The sequence below is a fragment of the Enterococcus sp. DIV2419 genome, from assembly GCF_051711865.1.
GTDB classification, from domain to species: Bacteria; Bacillota; Bacilli; order Lactobacillales; family Enterococcaceae; genus Enterococcus; species Enterococcus faecalis.
On record NZ_JBIONS010000001.1, the window covers coordinates 521340 to 547089 of the forward strand.

Here is a 25750-nt window from a genome sequence, read left to right on the forward strand (position 1 = left end):
AATTGATAAGTTGAATAACCAGTGAACCAAGCAAGGTTTATTTGGTGTGCTTAGAAAGTGATACCTGTCAGTCATCTCATTTACTAAATACCTCCTTTAAAAGAGGTTTCTTTAGTAACCTTTATCCAATGATAAAGAGGACAGCGGTAGAACGCTGTCCTCTTTTTTCTGTAGAAACTGGTTTTTATTTAAAGGCGCCAGGTATTCTTTTCGTGATAGAAAGGAAGAAAAAACAAATGAATCATGAAACCATTCAAAAATTACAATTTACAACAATTCTTAAAGAAGTTCAAACACGTGCGATTGGCGAGTATAGTAAAGAACGGTTGGCGAAAATGGTCCCTGCAACACGTTTAGAAACAGTGCAGTCCCGCTTAACGGAAACAACCGAGGCCCGCTTAATTATTGATAGCGGACAACACGTCCCCTTCATGGGCTTGAGCCAAATTACCCGCTTGCTTCAACAAGTGAAAAAAGGCTTAATCCTTACACCAAACGAATTGATTGAGGTCGCTGACTTTTTAAGAAGTAGTCAGCGAATCCAGAAGTTTTTTGAAAAAAATCAATACCAAACACCACGCCTATTTAGTTACAGTCAGCACTTAGCTGATTTCAGAGCAATTGAAGAACAAATTTATACGAAAATCCATAACCAAAAAGTTGCCACCGATGCTTCTCGACAACTTCGGAAAATCCGGCGTCAAATCAATGAATGCCAACAAGAAATTGAAACAAAAGTTACCAAATTTTTACGTAATAAAAATAATCAACTGTATATTCAAGAAAATATGATGGTGAAAAAAGGGGAACATTACACGGTACCAATCAAAGCTAGCTATAAAAATAAGGTTTCAGGCACAATCATTGAGCAATCCAATAAAGGACAAACGGTCTTTATTGAACCTGTAGCAATTAGTAAATTAAATGAACAATTGACACTCTTAAAAGCGGAAGAAACAGCGGAAGAATATCAAATTTTGGCAGAACTAACAGGGTTAATCAATGAGCAAGAACGACTAGTCGATCAAGCCGTCGATACAATGACCACCTTAGATATTATTTTTGCACGAGGAAAGTATAGTCGCGAAATTGGTGGGATTACGCCAAAAGTAAACAAAGAAGAACGCTTGCGCATTGTTCAAGGAAAACACCCTCTTTTATTAGAACACGCAGTACCATTGACGTTTTCTTTAGGAGCAGAGTATCGAGGACTTGTCATTACAGGTGCCAATGCTGGTGGTAAAACGGTTGTCTTGAAAACAGTTGGCTTATTGACTGTCATGACACAATTTGGGTTGCAAATTCCAGCACAAGCGGGCACAGAGATTCCAGTATTAGATGAAATTTTTGTCGATATTGGTGATCAGCAAAATCTGGAAAATGCGTTAAGCACTTTTTCTGGGCACATGAAAAATATTGCGGAAATGTTGCGTAATGTTAAGCGACACACGCTTGTTTTATTAGATGAAATTGGCAGTGGTACCGAGCCGAACGAAGGAGCTGGCTTAGCGATTGCGATCATGGAAACGATGTATCAAAAGGGAGCCTTGGTAGTTGCAACGACCCATTATGGTGAAATTAAACGTTTTGCCCAAGAGCATGACGATTTTGTGCCCGCCGCAATGGCCTTCGATCGTGAAACATTAACGCCCAAATATCAATTGAAAATTGGTGAAGTTGGCGATAGTCAGGCGCTTTGGATTGCACGTAAAATGAAGATGGAGCCACAGCTCATTGAAAAGGCGGCTCATTATATTCAGCGGAAAGAATACCCTACTAATCGAAGTCTATTTAAACCCCTGAAAGCAAAAGAAACGACCTTTGCCACGTTTGTAGAAGAAACAGACCGTTATCAAAAAGGTGATCGTGTCCTATTGACAGAAACACAACAAATTGGGTTGGTTTTTACAGATGAGGGTGAACAAGAAATTCAAGTATTTGTGAATGATAAAATTGAAAATGTACCACGAAGACGGTTGAAATTACAAGCGAAAGCACAAGATCTATATCCGCAAGACTATGATTTAGAAAGTTTATTTACAGATTTCCATGAACGAAAGAAACTCAAAGATATTGAACGCGGCTCAAAAAAAGCGCAGAAACAATTACGCAAAGAGGCCGAAAAAAGAGCAGCAAGACGCGACAAATAAGGTACTTAACAGAAGCAACACAACAACTTAACACTTTGTTTACTTGTTATTTATCAGAAATCAACTAAGACTTGTTATAGTCAATGTATGGACAGATATGAAGGAGGAAACAAGGAAATGAAGAAAAGAGCTTTGCTAGGGGTTACCTTATTAACATTCACAACATTAGCGGGTTGTACAAATTTATCTGAACAAAAAAGCGGCGAAAAACAAACAGAGGTTGCTGAAGCGAAGGCAACTGAATCTGAAAAAGCACCAGTAAAAAATGTTATTTTTATGATTGGAGATGGCATGGGGAATCCGTATACAACGGGCTATCGCTATTTCAAAGCCAATCACTCAGACAAGCGTGTTCCCCAAACAGCTTTTGATACCTATTTAGTTGGGCAACAAGCCACTTATCCAGAAGATGAAGAAGAGAATGTCACCGATTCAGCGTCCGCAGCGACAGCGATGGCTGCTGGAGTGAAAACCTACAATAATGCTATTGCGCTCGATAATGACAAGTCCAAAACAGAAACAGTGCTGGAACGTGCGAAAAAAGTGGGGAAATCAACGGGGCTTGTAGCAACATCTGAAATAACACATGCAACCCCTGCTGCATATGGCGCACATAATGTTTCACGCAAAAATATGGCAGAAATCGCCGATGACTATTTTGATGATCAAATCGATGGACAACACAAAGTCGATGTGTTACTTGGCGGCGGCTCCGAATTATTTGCCCGGAAAGATCGTGATTTAGTCAAAGAATTTTCCCAAGCGGGTTATGGTCATGTCACAGACAAAAAGTCGTTAAATGAAAACCAAGACGACAAAATTTTAGGCTTGTTTGCACCAGGCGGGCTACCTAAAATGATTGACCGAACGGAAGAGGTCCCTTCATTAGCTGATATGACAGAAGCGGCTCTTCAACGGTTAGATAAAAATGAAAAAGGTTTCTTTTTAATGGTTGAAGGTAGTCAAATTGATTGGGCCGGGCATAGCAATGATATTGTTGGCGCGATGAGCGAAATGCAAGACTTCGAAGCGGCGTTTGAAAAGGCCATCGATTTTGCCAAAAAAGATGGTGGAACATTGGTGGTTACAACTGCAGATCATTCAACAGGGGGCTTGTCTTTAGGCAAAGGAGATCAATACAACTGGTTGACGGAGCCTTTACATGCGGCAAAACGCACGCCTGATTTTATGGCAGAAGAAATTATTAAAAATGGTAATGTGGAAAAAACAGTGACTGAGTATATTGATTTTCAATTAAGTGAGGCTGAATTGAAAGCAGTGAAAACAGCGGCGGAGTCAAAAGATGTTGAAAAAATCGCTCAGGCATTAAGAAAGATTTTTGATGAACGTTCGAATACTGGTTGGACTACTGGCGGACACACAGGAGAAGATGTAAATGTCTATGCTTATGGCCCACAAGCAGAAGCTTTTTCAGGACAAATTGATAATACAGACCAAGCGAAGATTATTTTTGGCTTAGTAGATGGCACCGGGCAAAAAGCTGAGATTAAAGATAAAGGTATTGGCAAATAACAAAATAAAGAAAAAGCAGAACTTCTATACGTTCTGCTTTTTCTTCATTGAAGGCATAAAAAATTTATCTCTGTTATAATGAAGGTAACCAGATAAAAGTGAGGTCAAATAATGAAAAAAATGCATGTTGAAAGTGAATTTGCACCGTTGCGTTCAGTTGTTTTAGCACAATCGCAATTTTGTTTACCAGATAAATTTGATGAAGCGGATACGACTTTTTTAACAGAGGAAAATGCCCGTTTAACACAGAATAATGAAGGGCGTGATTTAGCAGACTTTGCACCAGAACAACAAGTGCGTTGGGAAAAAGAAAAAGAAGTCATGCAAGGAGTATTAGAATCTTATGGCGTAGAAGTATTTCGTCCACGTTTATTGACAACCTATGAAAAAGAACATGGCAAGGAATTGGGCGTAGGATATAGTAACTTCTTTTCACGAGACCCTTTTTTTACAATTGGCAATCTCTTAATAGAAGGAAACTTAAGATTTCAACACCGTCGACAAGAAATTTTACCAATTCGTCCGATTATTCAGCAGTGGACACAAGAAGCAGAAGGCTATTATTTTGCTGCGCCACAACCTGACATTTCTGAAGGGGCTTTAAGTGAAGCAGGTCCCTTTATTGAAGGCGGCGATGTTTTAGTTCTAGGAAAAACAATTTTTGTGGGCTACTCTGGCTTGGCAAGTAACCTAGCAGGAATTCAGTGGTTAGCCAATATGATTGGTCATTTTGGTTATGAAGTGGTGCCGGTTCGGTTACATCCGCATATTCTCCACTTAGATTGTGCGTTAAGCTTGTTGAGAGAAGGCTTGATGATTGTTTGTGAAGAGGCCTTTTTGGATGGACTTCCTGCGCAATTAGCCAACTGGGAAAAAATTCACGTTACTTTGCAAGAAGCAGCGTATTTAGTGACAAATGGTCTACCGCTTAACGAAGAAACGTATATAACGGACCAATCGTTTACAACCTTAATTCCTCAAATAGAAGCAAAAGGTATCAAAGTTGAGGCAATTGATTACCATGTTTCTAGAATGTTAGGTGGTTCTTTCCGTTGTACAACGCAAGCTTTGATTAGAGAATAGTCAGCGAGTGATTATCAATTTTCGTAAGAAAAAATGTACGTTTTGTCTATGAAAACGATATAATTTTAGTTTTCACTATTTTTTTTTAAAATATTGAGGAAATTTTGATTTAATAAATGCGAGAAAACGTCAAAATGTTAGTGTTTGTTACTAATATTTTGACGTTTTCTCGCTGTTTTTTTATAAAATTACCACTTTATATATGAAAAAAAACAATATATTTTTTGAAAATTACGTTTTCAAAGACACAAAAAGTCGTTGGAACCTTGCTGTTATAGTAAATTCATTTTTTTTGCATGAGGTGTTTAAAATTTGAAATCACAAGCAGTCTTTTTTTCGCTATACTTAGTTTACGTTCTACTGAGATAGAAAAGTTTTTCACTTTTTTATTCATTAATTAACCAAGATATAAAGGAGAGAGTAAAATGAAGAAAAAAACATTGGTAACTTTATTTGCAGGAACGGCAATTTTAGGGGCAAGCATCGCTCCTGCAGCAGCACATGCAACAACGACTGGTACAACACCAGCAAACGTAGAGATGACAAGTGGTTCATTACCAGGCGGTACGGGTGATGGAGATGACGGAAGCACACAAGAGCCAGGACCAGGTACGAATACTAACTTTGATTTGTTATATGTTCCAACAGAATTCAAATTTGCTTCGACAGAAGTTAGTTCTGATTTATCAGCGATTTCGTTAGATGCGACAGGTACCCAAACAAAACGTTATGGTGTCGGGGATGTTCGTGGAACACAAGCGGGTTGGTCAGTTACTGCAGGCGTTGCTGAAATGAAAAACGGGACTGCTACGTTAGAAGGTTCAATTACCTTTGCACAAACAGGAGCAGTAGCGAAATACGATGAAACAGCAAAAACATACTCACGTGATGTAGCTGCCTTTGCAGCAGATCCAGGAAGTCCTGAATTTGCTGGAACAACTATTCCAGTAGGTGGAGCAGCTGTATCAATTGCTACAGCAGCAGTTGGTAAAGGTCAAGGTACATGGGATTCTGAATTATCAAATGTAAAATTAAACATTACAACACCTAGTTCACAAATTACAAATGGTGCGTATACAGGTAACGTAACTTGGACATTAGTGGCTGCGCCATAAAAAGTTACTAACGAGAATACTGCATTACTAGAAAAGGAGCTGCGCAGTGGTGCACGGCTCCTTTTCGATACATAGGAGGAACAAATAATGAAGACAATGCGCTGGCTAATCGTCACAGTTTTTATTTGTGTGATGGCATTAAGCATCCCTTCTGCTGTACAAGCAGAAGAAGCGGATGACAACATGAATACAAAATTTACAGTTAAACCCAATATTCCTGAGAATCAAGCGAAAAATACGCAATCCTACTACGATCTCATTGTAAAACCAGGACAGAAACAAGAAGTCGAATTATCATTAATTAATAAAACAGATGAAGAATTGACGATTGATTTAAATTTGGCGAATGCTGTGACGAATGACAATGGTTTAATTGTGTACAATGATTTCGAGAAAAAACCAGATTCAAGTTTAAAAGTACCCTTGACAACATTAATTAAATTACCTGAGGAACATGTAAAAGTTCCCGCTAAGAAAACCGTAACAGCCAAAATGACTGTCGAAATTCCAGCGAATGGTTTCCAAGGATTAGTTTTGGGTGGTGTTTATGCTTCGCTTGCAGAAGATGAAAAGGAAGAAAAAGGAAAATCAACGGGTTTAACCAGTCGATATGGATTTAATGTAGCAATTGCTTTACGAATGTCAGAAGATACACCGATGTATCTAGCAGAGACTCTTCAATTAGTTAAATTAGTTCCGACCATTGCTTTAGGAAATAAATCGGTCCAAGCGGTTATTCAGAATCCGACATCCGCTATTTTTCCTGAAGTACGTTTAGAAGGAAAAGTAACGAAAAAAGGCGAAACGAAAGAATATGCCAAACGGATTTTACCAAGTGTTCGTTTTGCACCAAATTCGACGATGAACTTCCATTTAGATTTCGGGAAAGAAGATGTTCGTCCAGGAACCTATATTTTTGAAGGAAAAGCGGTCTTGAAAGAAGATGAACAACAAGTGTGGCCGTTTAAGCAAGAATTTACTATCAGTAGTCAAGAAGCCAAAAAATTAAATAAAGAAGCAGTAGTGAAATTGGTCCTACCGACTTGGTGGAATCAAGCTTTTTATGGCTTGTTAGCTGCAACAATTGTGAGTCTAATTCTAGCTATTTGGCGTTTTACGCAACAGAAAGCAACACTGAAACAACAAGCCTATTTACAACAAGAAAAACAGGTAGCCTTGAAAAATAGACAAGGAGTGCGCGATGATGACAGCGAAAAGTAAAGGATCACTTCTGGTGACATTGGGAATACTTTTAACCGTCAGCATTGCGATTCTGACCGCTTCTTCTGAGAGCTTTGCAGAAGAAGCGGGACAAACGAATATCGGTGTGACGTTTTATGGAGGGAAGGCACCCCTAAAAACGAAAGGTGGCACTAAGTCAACAGAACAACCAGTCACTAATAAAGATAAAAAAACGTCACAACAACAAGACAAAGTGAGCAGAAAAACCACTGCTAAAACGAATCCGACTAATGCACAGACGTCATTACCAAGGACAGGTGAACGAAATAGCACGTGGCTTTACAGCCTTGGTATTGCCTGTTTACTCGTAGTGCTAACAAGTTTCTATTATTTGAATAAAAAAAGGAAAAAGGAAAAATAATGTGCTGTTTTTATAAACAGAGTCAATTGTAGAAGGAGGAATATAGATGGAGATTACGATGTGGATTTGGATTTGTGCTGGCTTGGCCGTCCTTTGTTTTGCTTTATTTTTACTGTTCTTAGTAAATAGCATGAATTTTGTACATCTGGCAAAGCCTAAGCAGTCTTTAGTAAAACAATCAATGTTTAGTTGGCTGCTTCTGGTGATGTGTGGCGGCTGGGTGGCGGTGGCTATTTTGCTGAATATCGCATTACAAACACAATTAACATAAAGAAAACCCGTTGTAAGTTTTTAAGAAACTTGCAACGGGTTTTTGTTAACTTTAAAATAAAGAACGGTACAATTTATCAAAAAAGTACAGTAGACATTTGTACCCAACTTAGATAGAAATTAAAGCGCTATCATTATATGATGATTACAGGAGGACACAGCTGTGAATTATAAAATAAGTTATCTCCTTGACGAGTATGCAGGGCAAAAAATTGCGCTCTCTTTGGCTCAACAAATAACCGATCTTTCGCAACGAGAATTAGTGACACAACTTTCGACAATAGGCGGAGCAGTTCAACAGAATACCGTCAGCATTCCAAACCTTTCCGCAAATGAATGGGGAAAACAACTTTTTCAACAACGTCAAGTGATTTATAGCGAAACAGAAAGACAAGCACTCATTTTTTTACTCACTTATTCAGAAATCGAAGAACTATCGGTGTATCATTACCAAAATTTTTTAGATGTTTCGAAAGGTACTATTTTAGCGGACATCAAAAAAGTCCGACACCAACTAGCAACTGAAAACATTGCTTTATCCTACGAACGAAAACGAGGGTTTTACCTAGAAGGAGATGAATTTCGAATTCGTCGTTTCGGAAAAAATTGGCTTGCCCGCCTCTTACAACAAAAGTCGGGCACCTTCGCTTTATTTTGCTGGCTCAGTCAGCATCAAATGAGCCAATATGCAAAAATGCGTGACGGCATTCAATTAGCCGTCCAGGAAGCGCAGCTTCAACTAGTACCCAGCAGATTGGATGAAATTAGTTACTTTCTTGCTTTTTCTCAAAAAAGATTAGGCAAATATGGAACAGTCGTCTGGCCTGAGAACCAGTTAATTCAGTCCTTACGCGCTTATCCCGTCAGTCGTCGTATTTTAAGTGATTTAGTTGGGCCAGTGGCGAATGTAGAAACTGAGAGTCTTTTTTTCACGATCTGTTTAATGACAGCCTTGCAAGGAGAATTGCGAGATACGAAGTTAGAGTTTTTATTAGATATTTCTGGTGAAATTATTCGGAAAATGGAATTGTTGGCCGTTGTTCAATTTGAACAGCCTCGTGAATTGCTCATGAATGTGTATTATCATCTGGTTCCTGCCTATTTTCGGATTAACTATGGCTTTTACTTGCCGAATGTTTTAATCAAGGATATTCGACAATCGTATCGGTCGCTTTATCATCTTTGTGAACAAGCGTTAGCTCCTTTAGAAAAATTAACGAAACGGTCAATCCCGTCAGAGGAAATCGGTTTTTTTACCATATTATTTGGTGGAGAAATTTTCGGGCAAAAAAATGAACAGCGGCAAGAAAAGCTAAAAGCGCTAATTGTTTGTCCCAGTGGCATTAGTTCTTCGTTGATTTTGCAATCGGAATTGCGTCGGCTATTTCCAATGATTGAATTTAAAGAAACAAATGCGGTGAGGGAAATAGAGAATGTATCTGAAAAAAGCTATGACATCATTTTCTCAACGGTCCCTATTGAAACAGCCAAAAAGGTTTATCTTACCAAGCCCATTATGAGCTCTTTGGAGAAAAATCAATTGATACACCAAGTCCAATCAGATTGGCTATTGCCAGGTATTTCCATGCCAGATGTCAAAGATATTTTAGATGCGTTAAAACCTTATATTTCCTTAAAAAAAGGAGTCACAGAAGCGCAGTTATATCGTGTCTTGCATCGTAAAATGAACAAAATTTTAGAAAAAGAGGAGGATCTGCGTCCAATGTTATCGGAATTATTAACAACAGAAACAGTCCAAGTCCTGCCTGAAGTTGCAGACTGGCGAGCGGGAATTACAGAAGCTGCCAAACCGTTATTAAAAAATGGCAGTATTACGGAAAAGTACATTGATGCAATGATTCAAAAAGTCGAATCTTTTGGGCCATTTATCCATATCTGTCCAGACGTAGCATTGCCTCATGCGCGACCAGAAGATGGCGTTAATCAGTTAGGCATGTCATTACTAAAAATCCAAAAAAGTGTCGATTTATTAGAAGACCCTAAGCATGAAATTCACCTTTTTATTTGTTTAGCTGCTTCAGATAACGAAACACACTTACGGGCCTTATCTAGTCTGACAAAAATTCTATCAAAAAAAGAATCATTACATCGCTTAGTGGCGGCTGAAACCGTCCCAGAAATACTATCAATTATCCAAGAAGGAGAGAAATAAGATGAAGATTTTTACAGTTTGTCAAAGTGGTTTAGGAACAAGTTTTATGGTGCAAATGAATATCCAACAAATTTTAGAGGAAGTCGGTGTTGATACAGATAATTTTCAAATTGATCACACAGATGTCGGGAGTGCCAGTGGCGATATGGCTGATTACTTCTTTGTCGAAAAAACATTGCAAGATGCTTTAGGGTCAATTCCTGCTGAAAAAATCATTCCTTTAAATGCGATTATTGATTACGATGAAACGAAGGAGAAAGTCTTGAAAGTTTTAGATGACAATGGCATTGCACATCAATAAGAAGGAGGAAAAACATGGAAACTTTATTGAATTTATTTGTTTCAATTGTTAGCCAGCCAGCGATTCTGGTTTCATTAATTGCTTTGTTGGGATTAGTTTTACAGAAAAAGAAATTTTCTGATGTTGTTCAAGGAACGTTGAAAACATTCGTCGGCTTCTTAGTTTTAATTGGTGGCGCAGGGCTATTGGCGAACTCATTAACGCCCTTTGCGGAGATGTTCCAAACCGCATTAAATACACAAGGCGTGGTGCCTAGTAATGAAGCAGTTGTAGCGATTGCCTTGCAACAATATGGGACACCAACTGCTCTGATTATGTTGGTGGGCATGGTTGTTAATATTCTGTTGGCGCGTTTTACACGTTTTAAATATATCTTTTTGACAGGTCAAGCGATGATGTACGTTTCGTGTTTGACAGCCGTTATTTTAGTGGGGGCCGGTTTTAGCGTTAGTTTACCAATGATTCTTTTAGGTGGTTTATTTGAAGGAACTTTATTAACAGTGACACCTGCTCTTTGTCAGCCCTTTATGAAACAAATTACTGGAAATGATAAAGTAGCAATGGGGCATACAGGGAATATTGGTTATGCGGCAAGTGGCTTTATTGGAAAAGTCTTTGGGAATAAAGAAAAGTCAACGGAAGATATTAAAATTCCTAAAAGTTTTGGTTTTTTAAGAGACTCAACCATCTCAATTATGATTTTGATGTCGATTGTCTATGTGATTTTGGCTTTGCTGGCTGGGACAGGCTATGTCGAGCATGAGTTAAGCAATGGCGAAAATGCGATTATCTTTTCATTAATTCAAGCAGGAACCTTTACGGCTGGTTTCGTAGTGGTTTTACAGGGTGTGCGGATGGTTTTAGGAGAAATTGTGCCAGCTTTCCAAGGAATTGCTAAAAAATTAGTGCCTAATTCTAAACCAGCACTTGATGTTCCCATTATCTTTCCTTATGCGCCAAATGCTGTCTTGATTGGGTTCTTTGTGAGCTTTATTGTGGGAACTATTTCAATGTTAGCGATGGTTGGTCTGAATACCACCGTGATTATACCAGGCGTTGTCGGGCACTTTTTCTGTGGTGCCGCGGCAGGTGTTTTTGGAAATTCCACAGGGGGACGTCGGGGAGCGATTTTAGGGGCTGCGTTTAATGGCTTATTAATTAGTTGGTTACCGTTATTCATTTTACCAGTCTTGGGTGATCTACAGTTAGCATCCTCAACGTTTGCGGATACGGATTATTTAATCCCAGGCCTATTTTTAGGCAAATTAGGTGAGGCAGGTCCGAGTCTTTTAGTAGGAGGAATCATTGCTTTTGTAGTGGTTGTTCTTTTGGCTAGCGCTGTTTTGACTATGCGGGAGAAAAAAGTCGCCGAAGAAAACTAAGTGTTTTGTTCTAAAAAGGCAAATGGGACAGAAGTCAAAACGACTTCTGTCCCATTTGCCTTTTACCATTGTTCTTGGATAAACTGTGCAATTTGTTTCCGCGCTTGTCGTCCTTCTGGCAAGTATTGTTTCATTGCGAAAACGTGTTGCATGCCAGGCACCAATCGGCAAGTATCTTGTGGTCGTGGCCCTAATTGTTTTAAAAATTGGTGATAGGAAGGGCAAAAAACTTCATGTGTGCCGCCCACGAAAAAAAGTGGCGGAAATTTTTGATAATCAAAGGACAAGCAATTTAAAGAAAGCGTGGAGTGATTAGCCGTGTCGTCAATCTCTTGGGCAATTAATTGTAAATAGTTCATGCCAATCATTTTGTCCTTTTTTTGATAACTTTTGGCAACGGGAATGTCTAAATGTCCATCTAGCCAAGGAGAAACTAAAACAGCAGCTTTGGGTAATCGTTCAGGGAAATCGATGGCTAAATTCTGCAATACGTTTAAAACCAATGTGCCACCAGCAGAATCACCTAATAAAATAACATCTTCGGGATCATAATGCTGTAAAATTTCTTGGTAAGCAGCATAGCAATGATTATAAATATCAGCAAAAGACTTATTTGGTGCTAATGGATATACAGGGATAAAATAATCTGTTGCAAAAGGGAGATCTTCAATTAGTTTATAACTAAAGTCTAATTGGCTATAGGCAAGATTCAATGTAAAGCCCCCACCATGCAGGTACAGTACAGCTTTTTTGGTAGGCGCAATAACGGAGTTTGACATGCGATACATCGTAGGAAATTGAGTCATTTCTTGAAGAGGAAAAAGATGACGTAAATGTTTTGGCAAAGTTACTTGTTCATTTAATGATCGTTGCCAATGATAAAAAGCCTTGGTGACTTTCGGATTTCGTTCAAGTCGAGCAATTTGGGAAAGACGTAAAGAATCTTCAAAAAGACAGGCTTTTAAGGATTTTTGACGAGAACGTGCGTGGAACAAATATGCGCTAGCTAACAACAAACCAATCGATTTCTTTTTCAATTAAGGCCCTCCATTCAGCAAAAAGTAAATCATTTTTTCTACAGTATAACATTTTAAAAGTAGAACAACGAAATTTGTTGAAGGGATGAAAGGACGGTTTAAACGAATGTACGTATTTATTTGTGGTTGCGTAAAGTAAATGATTGTAGTAAATTAAATGAGATTAAGAGGTCCGGTGAATGGGCGCGTTCACGGCAAGGAGAGAAGTAGGATGACAAATAAAAAGGTTACAATTAAAGATGTTGCCAATGATTCAGGGGTCTCCATTACTACCGTTTCACAAATTTTAAACGGGAATGGGGCACGGTTTAGTGGGAAAACGGTCGAAAAAGTATTGGCTGCAAAAGAGCGATTAAACTATCAGCCCGACTATTTTGCGCAACGTATGGTGATGAAAAAAAGTAAGACGATTGGCGTAATCGTACCTGATATTACCAATCCATTTTTCGCGCAATTGATTCGAGGAATTGAAAGTGTTTTATACAAAGAAAATTTTATACTGATGTTATGCAATGCGGACCAAGATGTTACAAGAGAACATGAATATTTAACAGAGTTGATTCGTCGCAGTGTCGATGGTTTTGTGATTGCAAGTTCTGAAATTTCCAATCAAACGATTAATGAAACGCTACGTGCGAAAAAGATTCCATTTATTGTACTTGACCAAAAAAAAGCAGAAGGCTTTAGCGACGCTGTTTTGACAGACGATTATAGAGGTGGGCAACTAGCAGCAAAGCATTTACAAGAGCAACGACATGAACAGGTCGTCGTGGTAATGCCGCCACATGCGCCAGTCAATATTCAGCAACGTTTAAAAGGTTTTTGTTCTGTTTATACGGAAAAGGTCCAGTTAATCGAAACAGAATTATCAAAAACCGGCGGCTACCAAGCTGTCCCCGAAATTTTAAAAACAGAGAGCACCGGAATTTTTGCTATTAATGATGAAATTGCTTTTGGTTTATATCGAGGATTAGCAGAAGCGGGCAAAAAAATTCCTGAGGATTATAGTATTATTGGTTATGACAATGTTGATATGTGCGAGTATGTTTCGCCGCCGCTAACAACAATTGCTCAACCTGTTTTTCAATTGGGGCAAACTACGGCGACTTTATTATTGGAAAGAATCCATCAGCCTGCAAAAGATTGGGAGGAGCAAACCTTGCCTGTCCAACTGATTGAACGATTTTCGACAGCACCCTTGAAATAGCTTTCAAGGTGTGCTATATTTTTGTTGTGGAATTAAAACGTTTTACTAAAACGTTTTAATTAGAATGAAAAAATAAATTTTATTGAGGTGGATGAAAATGAACACGGTTACAATTATCGGAAGTATCAATTTAGACACAACATTAAGAGTCAAAGAAATGCCAAAACCAGGCGAAACAATTCACGCCATTGAACATTTTACAGCAGGTGGTGGTAAAGGAGCAAACCAAGCAGTTGCAGCGAAACGTTCAGGCGCAGAAACATATTTTATTGGTGCTGTGGGAAATGATGGCGCTGGAGCTATGATGACTGATTTAATGAGTCAAGATGAAATTAATTTAACTGGGGTCACCACTTTAGAAAAAACAGCTACTGGCCAAGCTTTTATTATGGTAGATAACGCTGGTGAAAATAGCATTATGATTTACGCGGGAGCCAATAACGCCTTTACGCCAAAACAAGTACAGGAACATCAAGAAATTATTGAAAAAAGTGATTTTGTGATTGCCCAATTTGAAAGTGCGATTGATAGTACGATTGCAGCGTTTAAAATTGCTAAAAAAGCAGGCGTCAAAACGATTTTAAATCCCGCACCTGCGTTAGAACAAGTTCCTGAAGAATTACTAAACGTTACAGATATGATTGTACCAAATGAAACAGAAACTGAAATTTTAACAGGCATTAAAATCACAGATGAAGCGAGTATGCGTAAAGCCGCAGAAGCACTTCACCAATTAGGGATTGAAGCAGTAATTATTACAGTAGGTAGTAAAGGCGCCTTTTATGACGTCAATGGACGAAGTGGTATTGTGCCTGCTTTTAAAGTGAAAGCGGTTGATACAACGGCTGCTGGCGATACTTTTATTGGCGCATTAAGTAGTATATTAGAGAAAGATTTTAGCAATTTGGAAGAAGCTATTCGTTATGGAAACAAGGCGTCCTCGTTGACTGTTCAACGTTTTGGAGCCCAACCTTCGATTCCTTATCAACACGAATTGGCAGACAAATAAAAAGGAGCGAGCGACATGAAAAAAACAAAAGTTATTAATTCAGATATTTCCCGCGTTATCGCACAAATGGGTCATTTTGATAAATTAAGTATTGGTGATGCAGGCATGCCAGTGCCTCGGACTACAGAAAAAATTGATTTAGCAGTTACCAATGGCGTCCCTAGTTTTATGGAAGTTTTAAACAATGTCCTTGAGGAATTGGCAGTTCAACGAATTTATTTAGCAGAAGAAATTAAAACAGAAAATCCTGACATGTTGACAGCAATTAAAACTCGTTTACCAGAAACTCCCATCAGTTTTATTCCTCATGCAGAAATGAAACAAGAATTAAACAACTGCCATGCATTTATTCGGACAGGGGAAATGACCCCATACGCAAATATTTTATTAGAAAGTAACGTTGTCTTTTAAACGAGAGAGGGGAAATAGAGATGAATGCGACTGCATTATTAATCGGTTTAGGACCGCTTCTAGGTTGGGGGCTTTTCCCAACAATCGCTTCCAAAATTGGTGGTCGTCCAGTAAATCAAATTCTCGGTACCAGTTTAGGAACATTGATTTTTGCCGCTGTATTTTCAATGATTAATGGTTTGACTTTTCCAGCGGGCATGGATTTATTCTTTTCAATTTTATCTGGTGTCGGTTGGGCCTGTGCGCAAATCATTACATTTAAATGCTTCACGATGATTGGGTCATCACGTGCTATGCCAGTAACGACCGCGTTCCAACTTTTAGGGGCTTCTCTCTGGGGTGTCTTTTTCTTAGGGAACTGGCCAGGTGCGACAGCCAAATTGTTAGGCGCATTTGCCTTAGTGTTAATCATGATTGGTGCCAAAATGACGGTCTGGTCGGAAACGGAATCCGCTGAGAGTGCTGGGATTATGAAAAAAGCAGTTCTTCTATTAGCCGTTGGTGAAATCGGCTATTGGGCGTACTCTGCAGCACCCCAAGCGACAGCAATTGATGGCATGCATGCCTTTTTACCACAAGCAATAGGCATGGTAATTGTGGCAGTTATTTATTCAGCAGTTGTCACTATTAAGGGTGGGGAAACATCCCCATTTATAGAAGCTGTTTCTTACAAACAAATTTTTTCAGGCTTTTTCTTCGCCTTTGCAGCGTTAACTTATTTAATTTCAGCGCAGCCAGATATGAACGGCTTGGCAACTGGCTTTATTCTATCCCAAACATCAGTTGTGCTTGCAACGTTGACAGGTATTTGGTTCTTAGGTCAAAAGAAAACAGCCAAGGAAATGACCGTAACGATTATCGGCTTAGTTTTGATTTTGGCAGCAGCTACGATCACAGTGATGATTTAAAAAAGTATTCAACGACCTATTATTCAGGGCGTTGAATACTTTTTTTTATTTGTTCTAAAAATAATGCAGCAGCTGTGGAAAGAACCGTATTTTTGCGCCAAATTAAACTAATTTTGGCTGTTAAAGCAGGATATAGCGGGATAAAACGTAAATTTGTTTGCTTTGTTTCTAGAATACCATCAATGCTTAGGGCGCTACCTAGCCCAGCTTCTACCATCAGTGAAGCGTTGTAAAGTAAGTTGTAGGTCCCAACGATTCGGAACTGATCTAGACTTGCTTCGAGCCAATCAGAGAGTTGGCTCGGAACTTGTGCTTGTCGAGAAATAAATAAAGGTTCTTCTTTTAAATCGGCTGCAGTAATAACATTTTTAGTGGCTAAGGGATGGTCCTTTACAGTAATTAAGCCCCATGTATCTACAATTGGTAATGTTAAATAGCTATATTTTTGTTTAGGTGCAGGCTCAATAATTAAACCAAAATCTAATAATCCTTTGTCTAGCCGTTCTATTACATCATCTGCATTCCCACTGTATAAATGAAGGTGAATATCAGCTGAGTGCTGGCTTGTTATTTGTTGTAGTGCATTCGCTAAAAAAGACATAGCTTTTGTTTCGCCGCCACCAATCGTGATTTCGCCATTAATGAATTCATTTTGCGACAAGTTGGTGACTGTTTTATTCGCTAAGCTTAAAATATCTTGCCCTTGTTTAGCTAAATATTCTCCTTCAGGTGTTAATTGTATTTGTCGATTTCCTCGTATAAATAATGTCACGCCTAATTCTTCCTCTAATTCTTTTAATTGCTTAGATAATGTTGGTTGTGATACATGCAATTGTTTGGCTGCGCCACTAATCGTTTTTTCTTGGACCACTGCTAAGAAATAGTGAATCACTCGTAATTCCATTACTTTCCCTCCTATAACTAAAACGCATACTTATCTATTTATTATAAGTATTAGACAGAGGAGTTGTCACGTATTACGATAAATTTAGCAAAAGGAGGCGATTAGGAATGCTTACAAAAAATCTCCAAGAACTAATTGCAACAGGTAGCATTGATAAAGATGAACCACTATTTCAACTTATTCATCAGATTCAAGAGGAAAATAGTCGCTATTTAATAGAATTAAATCAACAAGCCTATACACATAATGAAGTAAGGAATCTTCTTGCCACGATTATCCAAGACAAAATTGACGAAACCGTTACGATTTTATTGCCTTTTTATACAGATTTTGGACGCAATATACATTTTGGTAAAAATATTTTTATTAATCGGGCAGCTATGTTTGTTGATTTAGGGGGCATTATAATTGAAGACAATGTTTTAATTGGTCCGCGCGTTAATCTCTTAAGTGTCAATCATCCGGAACTGCCAATGAAACGGCGAGGCGTATTGCTAGCACCAATTACCATTAAAAAATTTGCGTGGTTAGGCGCGGGTGTCACTGTTTTACCAGGTATTACGATTGGTGAAAATGCTATCGTAGCAGCTAATGCGACTGTAACTAAAGATGTGCCAGCTAACGCTATTGTTGCAGGAACACCAGCTAAAATTATTCGTTGGATTCAGGAAGATAAGGAGGAAATATAATGAAATCATTATCAGAAAAAGTTATTGTTATCATGGGCGCTTCCAGTGGCATCGGTGAGGCAACAGCCCGTTTACTTGCCAGAAAAGGAGCGAAGTTAGTCATTGCAGCACGTCGACAAGAACGTTTAATTGCTATAAAAAAAGAACTTCCTGAAGCAACGATTCTCGTGCAACAAGCAGATGTAACGAAAGAAGAGGAAGTTCAGCGTGTAATCAAGCTTACAATGGAAAAATATGGACGAATTGATGTTCTTTTTAACAATGCAGGAGTTATGCCAACGGCGCCTCTTATTGAAGCACCAAAAGGAGAATGGCGTCAAATGCTAGATATTAATATTATGGGTGTTTTAAATGGCATTGCGGCAGTTCTTCCAATTATGGTTGAACAAAAATCAGGGCAGATTATTGCTACTGATTCTGTGGCAGGACATGTCGTTTATCCAGATTCGGCTGTCTACTGTGGAACAAAGTTTGCTGTTCGAGCAATTATGGAAGGATTGCGACAAGAACAAAGAGAGAATAACATTAAATCAACGATTATTTCACCAGGTGCTGTACAAACAGAACTTTATCAAACAATTTCTAATCGAGTAGTAGCTGAAACGTTACATCTAGAACAGTTAAGTTGGGGCTTAAAGGCGGAAGACATTGCGCAAGCAGTGGTCTTTGCCATAGACACGCCAGATCGTATGTCAATCAGTGAAATGGTTGTTCGCCCGACCACACAAACGATTTAATTTAAAAAGTATTCCTAGAAAGGAATACTTTTTTTAATCGTGATTGTTCGTTTTTTACAGAATTTAGAATTTGATATTTACTTATTTGTTGGTTTATTATATGATTAAACACGTTGTTTCATTAATAAATTGAATATTTTACGAACATTGTAAAATATTTAGATTTTAGGAGGACGGAACATGAAAGAAAAAATAAGTTCATATTTTGAACTTGAACAATTGAATACGAATATGAAACGAGAAATGTTAGCTGGTTTCACCACATTTATCTCAATGGCGTATATTTTGTTCGTTAATCCAACCGTACTTGGTGCTTCTGGCATGGACGAAGGCGCTGTTTTTACTGCCACCGCTTTAGCGAGTGCTTTAGGTTGTATTTTAATGGGTGTGTTGGCGAAATATCCGATTGCGACAGCACCAGCTTTAGGAATTAATGCATTCTTTGCTTATTCAGTCTCTGTTGGTATGGGGATTCCTTGGCAAACGACATTAGCAGGCGTTTTTGTGGCTTCATTGATATTTATTTTAATTACAATTTTTAAATTACGCGAGCTAATTATTGATGCAATTCCTGCAGACTTGAAATTTGCCATTTCAGGTGGGATCGGGTTGTTTATTGCTTTTCTTGGTTTAAGCCAAGGTGGCTTAATTGTGGCTAATGATGCGACACTTGTTGGCTTAGGACCTTTGAACGTTGGCTCAACGTGGGTCACCATTGTCGGCTTAGTCGTAACTGCAATTTTGTTAGTTCGTCGAGTGCCTGGTGGTATTTTTATTGGGATGGTGATTTCAACGATTGTTGGTTTAGCGACAGGCGTTATTCCAATGCCTGATAAGATTATTTCAAGCGCGCCAAGTTTAGAACCAACATTTTTAGTGGCGTTAGGACATGTGAAAGATATCAATACGATTCAAATGTGGGTCGTGGTTTTAACGTTCCTATTAGTAACATTCTTTGATACCGCTGGTACGTTGGTGGGCTTAGCCAATCAAGCAGGTTTTATGAAGGACAATAAAATGCCGCGTGTGGGGAAAGCTTTAGCCGCTGATTCAACAGCGATGTTAGCTGGTTCTCTACTAGGGACATCGCCAGTTGGCGCGTATGTTGAATCATCTGCGGGGATTGCTGTGGGTGGTCGTTCAGGAATCACAGCTATTACAACCGGGATTTTATTTATTTTCAGTTTGCTATTTTCTCCTTTGTTAGCAGTTGTCACTTCGCAAGTTACAGCACCAGCGTTGATTATTGTTGGTGTTTTGATGGCACAATCCTTAAGCAAAATTAAATGGAATGAGATGGAAATTGCGATTCCTTCCTTCTTAATCTTGTTAGGAATGCCATTGACATACAGCATTTCAGATGGGATTGCCTTAGGCTTTATCTTCTATCCAATTACAATGATTGCGGCAAAACGCGGGAAAGAAGTTTCGCCAATTATGTATGGCTTGTTCTTTGTTTTTGTCGGATTCATGTGGATCCTGAATGCGCAATAAGCAAGAGAGAAAGTTATCAAATAGTTGATTCATAAGACAATGAACTTATGAATCAACTATTTTTTTCGACTAAGCACTAGAAAAACGCCCCTTATTTGATGTATAATTTGCAAAGACATTGACCTGTGAAGATACAGGAACAGAGAGGAATTAATTGAGTGAAGTATACAGAAATTATGATTTCAGGTAGTAGTTTCTGTTGAAATGTATTGAGAATACTGGTTTTTAATGTCTTTTTTCGTACAGTAAATAAGTTCAAAAAGCAATGATTGTTAGCTCTTGTGTTAGCGGTTGTTGCTTTTTAAATACTTAAATATGTTTTGTTATTAAAGAGGTAAAATCCAAAAATATGCGAATATGCATTGTATATTATAATTTTAATGTGATAAAATAAATATTTTAAAAATTATTTTGTTAGAATTTTCATTGATATAAAAATAGAAAAATTAATGATAGTTGTTTTGTTATTATTTTTTTTGTTTTTGTTGTCTAATTAAAGATTTTTAGATTTTTCAGTATAAATATACGTTTTTTAATTAGAATAAGATGAGTTTTTGCTTGAAAAATGATTGGATAGTGGTAAAATAATTTCATCAATATTGATAAAATTATAACGGAGGTGTATTAAAATGAATGTTGAAGAAGTTTTAGTGTCGCAAAAAACCCCAAATGCAATTAATGAAGAGACTGAATTATATGGGTTTGGGTATGGTTCTGTCGTTGAGAACATTACTGTCTCTAAAGGAGGCGGCGGTGGTGGAGGCGGTGGCGGTGGCTGCTGTTGTTGTTGCTGCTGTTGTTGTGGGGGTGCCACAGGATTAGAAGAATAGAAACTTCATAAGGTAAGTGGACGCACTTACCTCTTTACATAATCAAGTAAAAAGGAGTGAAAAAATGTATAAAGTAAACCCTTTTATATGGCATGATCTTAGTGAAAAAGAAACATTCTTTCAAACAAAACTATCTTCGATAATTATTACTAATAAAAATTTAGTTAGAATGTTAAAAGATTTAGAAAAAAATGAAGTAATAAATTTTGAGGAATCTCTATTATCCAATTATTTTAGGAGCAACATGATTAATAATGTACTGGTCTTTTTAGAAGAAAATAAATTAATTAAAAAGCTAGATATAGAAAATAATAAGGTTAATGAGGTTTTGGTATATACCGATGATTCTGAATTTTCTGAATTATTCGATTACGTGTTTTCCGAAAAATTTACAATTAGTCATCAGAGCAGTATTTCCCACTTAGAATCTAAAAATATGGATGGTAAATTGCTTATAGTATTTTTAAAGGCTTTCAATTTTAAAGAATATGAAAATATTGTAAATATAGCCAAGGAAAAGAATGTAGTCATTAAAATAATTTTTAGCTATAATCATCATATTTATTTTTCGAATTTCTATAAAAGGGAATGGTACAATCCATGTCCAATATGTTTTTTTTCTGAACTAGAAAGCCAATTAAGAGGAGAAATAACTTCTGATACAGCTAATTTTCAGACAATTATAGATTTACTTTATACAAAATCACAAAATTTTGCTATAGAATACCCGTTGCAAAAGGATGATTATTTTACAATAGTTTATACCATAATGAGGAATTTGGATAGCGATTTAATGAAATGTGACTTAGATGAAGTTTTATCTATTGATTTAAATAATCATTTAGTTACAAAAGATATTGCTTATCATTGGGGGTATTGTGATTGCTATGAGTGATTATTATTGGAATGAATATAAGAATGTACTTTTAGATGAAGCATATTTAATTGAGACGTTAAAATATCAACAAAGGGTAATGAATAAACAAGTAGAAGAAAATAATTTAGATGAATTGAGTGAAGTTCTAGGTCTCTATAATGTGAAATACTCGGATATTAGGCTAGCGGTATATCCTTTTGATGAGTTGCCTGCTTTTGTAAAAACGCTAGTTAGTGATTTACAAAAGAATTATGCTTCCTTTAAATATAAAGTTAGTATGCCAATACTAGCCATAACAAAAAAAATAGGGAATGTAAATGCTGGTTGTTATTCTTTCGATTTTAAAAATAATTTTTTGATTCTATATGAAACTGATGTAACTAAGATTAGAGAAATAGTAAATGATAAACTAGTGTTAGCTTTTTTTTTAAATATAGAGGATGCAATTTGTTTATATAAAAAAAAGGCGTATACAAATGGTATAAAAGAAATTGGTTATGTTTCTAAAAGCAATCAATTAGCGATTAGTAAAGAAAAAAATATAATAATAAACGAAATGCTAGTACCAGAGCAACAACTGACAAATGGATTAGGTATAAACTTGAGAAAATGTTTGTTAATGGAAGCTTTAATTTTAGAGGTGTTAACTAATGATATTCACGAATAAAAGTTCCTACGGTGTGAAAAGTGATATGTTTTTATCAAATATAAATATTGGATATGTGAATTTTTCGCGTGTCAAGATTAAGCAAGGAACGACAGCAGGTAGTGCTTTCTCAGTTGACGAAAATAAACAGTTATCACTTATTAAAAGTTATAATGAATATTTAGAAAGACTTTTCTTAGGGATACCATTAAGTACAAATAAAACTATTTCTTCTGTAAATTTAGAAAAAAATATTGTAAGTAGCAGAAAATATTCAGAATTTGGATATGGAAATCATGAGTTCGGATTTAATGATACGACAGGAACTTCATCTGGAAAACTTTCAGAAGTAATAATCCAAAAGGCACTCACAGAATTGATTGAAAAAAATGAAGTTTTTTGTTTTTGGTATGGTTTGAAAGGGGAAAAGTTAAAACAAGATAAAGAAATTCATAACTTAATTAATGATTATAATTTTATTTCAAATATGTTTAAAATTTATGTAGTTCGTGAACTTAGTAATTATTCAACAGTGATCGTGATGGGGTTTTTAGAAGGTAAATTACTAACCTCAGGTGTATGTTGTAGTATTACTATGGAACAATCTCTAATTTTGGCCTTGAAAGAAGCCAAGGGAATAGAGTGGCAAACTTTTAATAATCCCTTAGCAAAAGCAAATAAATTTTCTGATAAATTGCATAAACAAATTTTAAAAAAAGTAAAGTTTATGGATGAAACATACAAAGTTATTACAAAAGATTCTATACAAGCTACGAAATATATTGAAACTGCTGATTGGATTAACCATGTTGAAGTATCCGTAATTGGAGATGATATAAATAGAGGAGTTAAAACAATAAAATGTATATCCAAACAGTTACTAAATTCTGTACCAATTAAGATAAACATTGAAAGACAAAAAGATAAAGAGATTATTAAGAGATATTTAATTGATTATTCTATTGATTGTCCTATCCAATGATAGAAAGGAGAATACTTTTGAAAGGTTTTTTAAGAAATAAGGTGAATTTTGTTTTAAATGAGGATTTATTTATGTCACATCACTATAACGTATATATAGAAAAATATTCTAAAAGACCTATCAAAGCCTATGAGGTTGATTTAAAGAATAAAAGGCAGCATATTCTTTCAACTTTAGGAGAGTATTTGGAGCGAGAAACACTCATCAATGAAAATTCACCAAAAGAGCATACGGTTATTGCTACGAATTTAATTGATGGAAGCATTAAACAAGTTAATCTTGATATGGTTTTGTTTAAGAATAGTTTTGTTGATTCTTCTGGTATGGCATCGCATAAAAAATCAAAGCCATTAATATGGACAGCGTATAAAGAATTCTTTGAAAGACAGAGCTATATTACTAACTTCTTGTTTCATACTAAGGCTCAGCAATTAAATATAGATAAGATAGAAGAAATAAAAAAAATAGACAGATATTTGACTAATTATTTAGACAATGTCAAATATTATAATATATCTTTAAGTAAGAACCTTTACGTAGTACTTGCCGTTGGGTATGGTGAAAAATACAAAGCAGTGGGCTTGGGAACTAGTCAATCAGCAAGAAAAGCAGTAATAAAATCACAAAAAGAAATATTACAATATTTTGCTACATCGCATTCAAAATATAAAGAAGAAAAAGTTAGTGAAGGCTCTGGATTAGTAATTGATAATAAGGACATTTATCATGACTATTTTGATAGATTGAGCTCGAAAGAAGTTAAAGATTTATATGCATATCTTGAAGGTAGTGAATTTATTATTCTGAATAATGAAGAAAAAATAGAAAAAGTTAGTCATACATTTACTATCAAAAATATAAGCAATTCTCTTAATATGTCTCCGTATATTACAATGTTTGAAAATAATCATGCTAAGAATGTGAAAGTAGTTAAGGTATTTGACCCAAAGTGGTTTCCCAACATGGCACCAAGAAATTTTTCGAAAGAAATAATATTAAATGTAGAGAATATATTAAAATTAAAAAGAAAAAATTTTTCAGAACTGTTACCATTTCCGTAAGGAGGAGTGAAAATGTTTATCTCAGTTAAATCATATGCATTGTTTAATATTAAAATGTTACTGAAAGATAAAATCCCTTTATTGTGGTCAATAGCCTTACCTGTAATTACTTTTTTTATGAATTATAGAAGTGTAACAAATGAATGGGAATTGGCATATTGGTGGGTATATATTGTTGTTTGTTCCTATGTTTATGGAGTAGGAGTTTACGCATTACAATTAAAGGAATATGGAAGCTTAAAAACAATTTTTTCAATAAATAATTCACCTTGGGCATTTTTTTTAGGCAATCTATTGACGCAAATTATGTTTAGCTTTATCAGTGTAAACTTACTTAATTTAATTGTGGTTATTTTACTACCATTATCGTTTCTCCGTCTTTTTTTATATAGCTTTATTACTATTATAGCGTGTTTACCAGTTGCATTTTTTAGTTACAATTTAACTTTAATAAAAAAAGTGCATGCTAATACTATAAATTCAATATTTACAATGCTAATTTTTGGTTTATTTATATTGTTAAATACGAATATAGAGTTAAATAAATATAACCCTCTGTCAATTTTATCTAATGTTTTAATTGAACATAAAAATATGGATGTCTTCAAATATGTTACTTTTTCAATATTTTTAGTTTTTATTAGTATGTATTCTATAGTTAAATTTGAACCGATTTCAAATGAAAGAAGGTAAAGCTATGATTGAAATAAAGGATTTAAATATTCCTTATGTAGATAAAAAAATAAGTATGAATATTTTAAAAGAGTATAATTTATTTACTGGTGATAATGGTAACGGAAAAACCTTATTATTAGATTACATTTCAGGAGTAAAAAAGGCAAAAAGAACTGTAATTAAGGGGAATGAAAGTATCATATATATTAATCAAAACATATATTTTTCTGATCGTTTATCAGGAATGGACTTTCTGAAATTTAGTTATGGTTTGGACGGAAAAAAAAGTATTCAATCTTTTTATCAATTAAGCGATAAAATTCTTAAGCGTGAAGATATTGATAAGTTGCTTAAAAAACAATGGGGAATGCTTTCAGGAGGGGAAAAAAAGTTCCTTTATGCTCTTATTTTGATGTCTTTAGAAAGAGAATGGTATATTCTAGATGAACCGTTTGCTTTTGTAGATAAGAAAAGAAAAAAAATGTTATATAAGATTATAGATATTAAGATATCAGAAGATAAGGGTATTATCTTAACTACTCATGAAGAAGATGAAGTAGTATTAAAATCAGTTAGCAAGGTTTTTGAAATATAACTGTAAGAAGTAGTATCATCATTTTAGAATATTTAATGTTGTACGATAAAAGAATGAATTATAATAAGCTCAGACCGT

General features: G+C 36.1%; 26 protein-coding genes. 24 read left to right on the forward strand and 2 right to left on the reverse strand.

All coding sequences use genetic code 11. The features are described from left to right. Nucleotides 1-236: 236 nt before the first annotated feature. The 10 genes from IGI97_RS02435 (at nucleotide 237) to IGI97_RS02480 (ending at nucleotide 11610) form a co-directional block, all read left to right on the forward strand. On the forward strand, nucleotides 237-2150 hold the full coding sequence (locus tag IGI97_RS02435; RefSeq protein WP_002361095.1) for an endonuclease MutS2: 1914 nt from the start codon (nucleotides 237-239) through the stop codon (nucleotides 2148-2150). Nucleotides 2151-2237: 87 nt separating this feature from the next. Continuing rightward, a complete protein-coding gene (locus IGI97_RS02440) occupies nucleotides 2238-3683 on the forward strand; it encodes an alkaline phosphatase (protein WP_016615313.1) in 1446 nt (481 codons plus the stop codon). A 111-nt stretch (nucleotides 3684-3794) separates the two neighbouring features. After that, nucleotides 3795-4766, forward strand: coding sequence for a dimethylarginine dimethylaminohydrolase family protein (locus tag IGI97_RS02445; protein ID WP_002359145.1), 972 nt, complete (start codon nucleotides 3795-3797; stop codon nucleotides 4764-4766). A 425-nt stretch (nucleotides 4767-5191) separates the two neighbouring features. After that, the gene (locus IGI97_RS02450; RefSeq protein WP_002425427.1) at nucleotides 5192-5881 is read left to right on the forward strand and encodes a WxL domain-containing protein; all 690 of its coding nucleotides are present in this window, start codon (nucleotides 5192-5194) and stop codon (nucleotides 5879-5881) included. An 87-nt stretch (nucleotides 5882-5968) separates the two neighbouring features. Then, nucleotides 5969-7102: a DUF916 and DUF3324 domain-containing protein gene (locus IGI97_RS02455; protein ID WP_010825515.1), complete on the forward strand. Its 1134-nt coding sequence runs from the start codon at nucleotides 5969-5971 to the stop codon at nucleotides 7100-7102. Then, nucleotides 7083-7484, forward strand: coding sequence for an LPXTG cell wall anchor domain-containing protein (locus tag IGI97_RS02460; protein WP_016615314.1), 402 nt, complete (start codon nucleotides 7083-7085; stop codon nucleotides 7482-7484). The genes IGI97_RS02455 and IGI97_RS02460 overlap by 20 nt, the downstream gene beginning before the upstream one ends. Nucleotides 7485-7530: 46 nt before the next feature. Continuing rightward, on the forward strand, nucleotides 7531-7755 hold the full coding sequence (locus IGI97_RS02465; protein ID WP_002355093.1) for a hypothetical protein: 225 nt from the start codon (nucleotides 7531-7533) through the stop codon (nucleotides 7753-7755). 162 nt (nucleotides 7756-7917) lie between these two features. Further along, nucleotides 7918-9927 (forward strand): BglG family transcription antiterminator, encoded by a 2010-nt coding sequence (locus IGI97_RS02470; RefSeq protein ID WP_438737909.1) that lies wholly within the window; start codon nucleotides 7918-7920, stop codon nucleotides 9925-9927. 1 nt (nucleotide 9928) lies between these two features. Continuing rightward, nucleotides 9929-10228 carry a PTS sugar transporter subunit IIB gene (locus IGI97_RS02475; RefSeq protein ID WP_002367331.1) on the forward strand — a complete coding sequence of 100 codons (300 nt, stop codon included), beginning with the start codon at nucleotides 9929-9931 and terminating at the stop codon, nucleotides 10226-10228. 14 nt (nucleotides 10229-10242) lie between these two features. After that, on the forward strand, nucleotides 10243-11610 hold the full coding sequence (locus IGI97_RS02480) for a PTS ascorbate transporter subunit IIC (protein ID WP_002355097.1): 1368 nt from the start codon (nucleotides 10243-10245) through the stop codon (nucleotides 11608-11610). A gap of 62 nt (nucleotides 11611-11672) precedes the next feature. Here the strand turns inward: IGI97_RS02480 and IGI97_RS02485 are convergent, their stop codons facing one another. Further along, on the reverse strand, nucleotides 11673-12647 hold the full coding sequence (locus IGI97_RS02485; RefSeq protein ID WP_016632818.1) for an alpha/beta hydrolase: 975 nt from the start codon (nucleotides 12645-12647) through the stop codon (nucleotides 11673-11675). A 211-nt stretch (nucleotides 12648-12858) separates the two neighbouring features. On the opposite strand from IGI97_RS02485, the gene rbsR reads away from it, so the two are divergent. The 4 genes from rbsR to rbsU all read left to right on the forward strand — a co-directional run bounded on the left by rbsR (nucleotide 12859) and on the right by rbsU (nucleotide 16182). Continuing rightward, complete coding sequence (rbsR, locus tag IGI97_RS02490) at nucleotides 12859-13854, forward strand: ribose utilization transcriptional repressor RbsR (protein WP_002359151.1); 996 nt, start codon at nucleotides 12859-12861, stop codon at nucleotides 13852-13854. A 91-nt stretch (nucleotides 13855-13945) separates the two neighbouring features. After that, nucleotides 13946-14863, forward strand: a complete 918-nt coding sequence (rbsK, locus tag IGI97_RS02495) for a ribokinase (protein ID WP_174078543.1) — start codon at nucleotides 13946-13948, stop codon at nucleotides 14861-14863. A 15-nt stretch (nucleotides 14864-14878) separates the two neighbouring features. Continuing rightward, nucleotides 14879-15274 carry a D-ribose pyranase gene (gene rbsD / locus IGI97_RS02500; protein ID WP_142957662.1) on the forward strand — a complete coding sequence of 132 codons (396 nt, stop codon included), beginning with the start codon at nucleotides 14879-14881 and terminating at the stop codon, nucleotides 15272-15274. A gap of 20 nt (nucleotides 15275-15294) precedes the next feature. Then, on the forward strand, nucleotides 15295-16182 hold the full coding sequence (rbsU, locus tag IGI97_RS02505) for a ribose/proton symporter RbsU (RefSeq protein ID WP_142957661.1): 888 nt from the start codon (nucleotides 15295-15297) through the stop codon (nucleotides 16180-16182). Between the two features lie 19 nt (nucleotides 16183-16201). Here the strand turns inward: rbsU and IGI97_RS02510 are convergent, their stop codons facing one another. Next, nucleotides 16202-17086, reverse strand: a complete 885-nt coding sequence (locus IGI97_RS02510) for a LysR family transcriptional regulator (RefSeq protein WP_002365269.1) — start codon at nucleotides 17084-17086, stop codon at nucleotides 16202-16204. 107 nt (nucleotides 17087-17193) lie between these two features. Between IGI97_RS02510 and IGI97_RS02515 the strand changes: the two genes are divergently transcribed. The 10 genes from IGI97_RS02515 to IGI97_RS02560 all read left to right on the forward strand — a co-directional run bounded on the left by IGI97_RS02515 (nucleotide 17194) and on the right by IGI97_RS02560 (nucleotide 25672). Then, nucleotides 17194-17775, forward strand: a complete 582-nt coding sequence (locus IGI97_RS02515; RefSeq protein WP_002355105.1) for a DapH/DapD/GlmU-related protein — start codon at nucleotides 17194-17196, stop codon at nucleotides 17773-17775. After that, complete coding sequence (locus tag IGI97_RS02520) at nucleotides 17775-18512, forward strand: SDR family oxidoreductase (RefSeq protein WP_002359155.1); 738 nt, start codon at nucleotides 17775-17777, stop codon at nucleotides 18510-18512. Before IGI97_RS02515 ends, IGI97_RS02520 begins: the two co-directional genes overlap by 1 nt. Nucleotides 18513-18692: 180 nt before the next feature. Then, complete coding sequence (locus IGI97_RS02525; protein ID WP_430602995.1) at nucleotides 18693-20006, forward strand: NCS2 family permease; 1314 nt, start codon at nucleotides 18693-18695, stop codon at nucleotides 20004-20006. 629 nt (nucleotides 20007-20635) lie between these two features. Beyond that, a complete protein-coding gene (locus tag IGI97_RS02530) occupies nucleotides 20636-20836 on the forward strand; it encodes a hypothetical protein (protein ID WP_002365266.1) in 201 nt (66 codons plus the stop codon). Nucleotides 20837-20900: 64 nt separating this feature from the next. Beyond that, entirely contained in the window at nucleotides 20901-21731 is an 831-nt protein-coding gene (locus tag IGI97_RS02535) for an McbB family protein (protein ID WP_002365265.1), read from the forward strand. Then, the gene (locus IGI97_RS02540) at nucleotides 21724-22380 is read left to right on the forward strand and encodes a hypothetical protein (RefSeq protein ID WP_438738776.1); all 657 of its coding nucleotides are present in this window, start codon (nucleotides 21724-21726) and stop codon (nucleotides 22378-22380) included. The genes IGI97_RS02535 and IGI97_RS02540 overlap by 8 nt, the downstream gene beginning before the upstream one ends. Continuing rightward, complete coding sequence (locus IGI97_RS02545) at nucleotides 22364-23341, forward strand: hypothetical protein (RefSeq protein ID WP_002365263.1); 978 nt, start codon at nucleotides 22364-22366, stop codon at nucleotides 23339-23341. The genes IGI97_RS02540 and IGI97_RS02545 overlap by 17 nt, the downstream gene beginning before the upstream one ends. Nucleotides 23342-23358: 17 nt before the next feature. Then, complete coding sequence (locus IGI97_RS02550) at nucleotides 23359-24402, forward strand: YcaO-like family protein (RefSeq protein WP_010816786.1); 1044 nt, start codon at nucleotides 23359-23361, stop codon at nucleotides 24400-24402. A gap of 12 nt (nucleotides 24403-24414) precedes the next feature. Then, a complete protein-coding gene (locus IGI97_RS02555; RefSeq protein WP_002365261.1) occupies nucleotides 24415-25095 on the forward strand; it encodes a hypothetical protein in 681 nt (226 codons plus the stop codon). Next, complete coding sequence (locus tag IGI97_RS02560; protein WP_002394296.1) at nucleotides 25082-25672, forward strand: ATP-binding cassette domain-containing protein; 591 nt, start codon at nucleotides 25082-25084, stop codon at nucleotides 25670-25672. Before IGI97_RS02555 ends, IGI97_RS02560 begins: the two co-directional genes overlap by 14 nt. The last annotated feature ends 78 nt before the right edge of the window (nucleotides 25673-25750 follow it).

What these genes read in the sequence shown, in the direction of transcription:
- IGI97_RS02435 (WP_002361095.1), top strand. Translation starts at nt 237, where the DNA reads ATGAATCATGAAACCATTCAAAAATTACAATTTACAACAATTCTTAAA.
- IGI97_RS02440 (WP_016615313.1), top strand. Translation starts at nt 2,238, where the DNA reads ATGGACAGATATGAAGGAGGAAACAAGGAAATGAAGAAAAGAGCTTTG.
- IGI97_RS02445 (WP_002359145.1), top strand. Translation starts at nt 3,795, where the DNA reads ATGAAAAAAATGCATGTTGAAAGTGAATTTGCACCGTTGCGTTCAGTT.
- IGI97_RS02450 (WP_002425427.1), top strand. Translation starts at nt 5,192, where the DNA reads ATGAAGAAAAAAACATTGGTAACTTTATTTGCAGGAACGGCAATTTTA.
- IGI97_RS02455 (WP_010825515.1), top strand. Translation starts at nt 5,969, where the DNA reads ATGAAGACAATGCGCTGGCTAATCGTCACAGTTTTTATTTGTGTGATG.
- IGI97_RS02460 (WP_016615314.1), top strand. Translation starts at nt 7,083, where the DNA reads ATGATGACAGCGAAAAGTAAAGGATCACTTCTGGTGACATTGGGAATA.
- IGI97_RS02465 (WP_002355093.1), top strand. Translation starts at nt 7,531, where the DNA reads ATGGAGATTACGATGTGGATTTGGATTTGTGCTGGCTTGGCCGTCCTT.
- IGI97_RS02475 (WP_002367331.1), top strand. Translation starts at nt 9,929, where the DNA reads ATGAAGATTTTTACAGTTTGTCAAAGTGGTTTAGGAACAAGTTTTATG.
- IGI97_RS02480 (WP_002355097.1), top strand. Translation starts at nt 10,243, where the DNA reads ATGGAAACTTTATTGAATTTATTTGTTTCAATTGTTAGCCAGCCAGCG.
- rbsR (WP_002359151.1), top strand. Translation starts at nt 12,859, where the DNA reads ATGACAAATAAAAAGGTTACAATTAAAGATGTTGCCAATGATTCAGGG.
- rbsK (WP_174078543.1), top strand. Translation starts at nt 13,946, where the DNA reads ATGAAAATGAACACGGTTACAATTATCGGAAGTATCAATTTAGACACA.
- rbsD (WP_142957662.1), top strand. Translation starts at nt 14,879, where the DNA reads ATGAAAAAAACAAAAGTTATTAATTCAGATATTTCCCGCGTTATCGCA.
- rbsU (WP_142957661.1), top strand. Translation starts at nt 15,295, where the DNA reads ATGAATGCGACTGCATTATTAATCGGTTTAGGACCGCTTCTAGGTTGG.
- IGI97_RS02510 (WP_002365269.1), bottom strand. Translation starts at nt 17,086, where the DNA reads ATGGAATTACGAGTGATTCACTATTTCTTAGCAGTGGTCCAAGAAAAA.
- IGI97_RS02515 (WP_002355105.1), top strand. Translation starts at nt 17,194, where the DNA reads ATGCTTACAAAAAATCTCCAAGAACTAATTGCAACAGGTAGCATTGAT.
- IGI97_RS02520 (WP_002359155.1), top strand. Translation starts at nt 17,775, where the DNA reads ATGAAATCATTATCAGAAAAAGTTATTGTTATCATGGGCGCTTCCAGT.
- IGI97_RS02525 (WP_430602995.1), top strand. Translation starts at nt 18,693, where the DNA reads ATGAAAGAAAAAATAAGTTCATATTTTGAACTTGAACAATTGAATACG.
- IGI97_RS02530 (WP_002365266.1), top strand. Translation starts at nt 20,636, where the DNA reads ATGAATGTTGAAGAAGTTTTAGTGTCGCAAAAAACCCCAAATGCAATT.
- IGI97_RS02535 (WP_002365265.1), top strand. Translation starts at nt 20,901, where the DNA reads ATGTATAAAGTAAACCCTTTTATATGGCATGATCTTAGTGAAAAAGAA.
- IGI97_RS02540 (WP_438738776.1), top strand. Translation starts at nt 21,724, where the DNA reads ATGAGTGATTATTATTGGAATGAATATAAGAATGTACTTTTAGATGAA.
- IGI97_RS02545 (WP_002365263.1), top strand. Translation starts at nt 22,364, where the DNA reads ATGATATTCACGAATAAAAGTTCCTACGGTGTGAAAAGTGATATGTTT.
- IGI97_RS02555 (WP_002365261.1), top strand. Translation starts at nt 24,415, where the DNA reads ATGTTTATCTCAGTTAAATCATATGCATTGTTTAATATTAAAATGTTA.
- IGI97_RS02560 (WP_002394296.1), top strand. Translation starts at nt 25,082, where the DNA reads ATGAAAGAAGGTAAAGCTATGATTGAAATAAAGGATTTAAATATTCCT.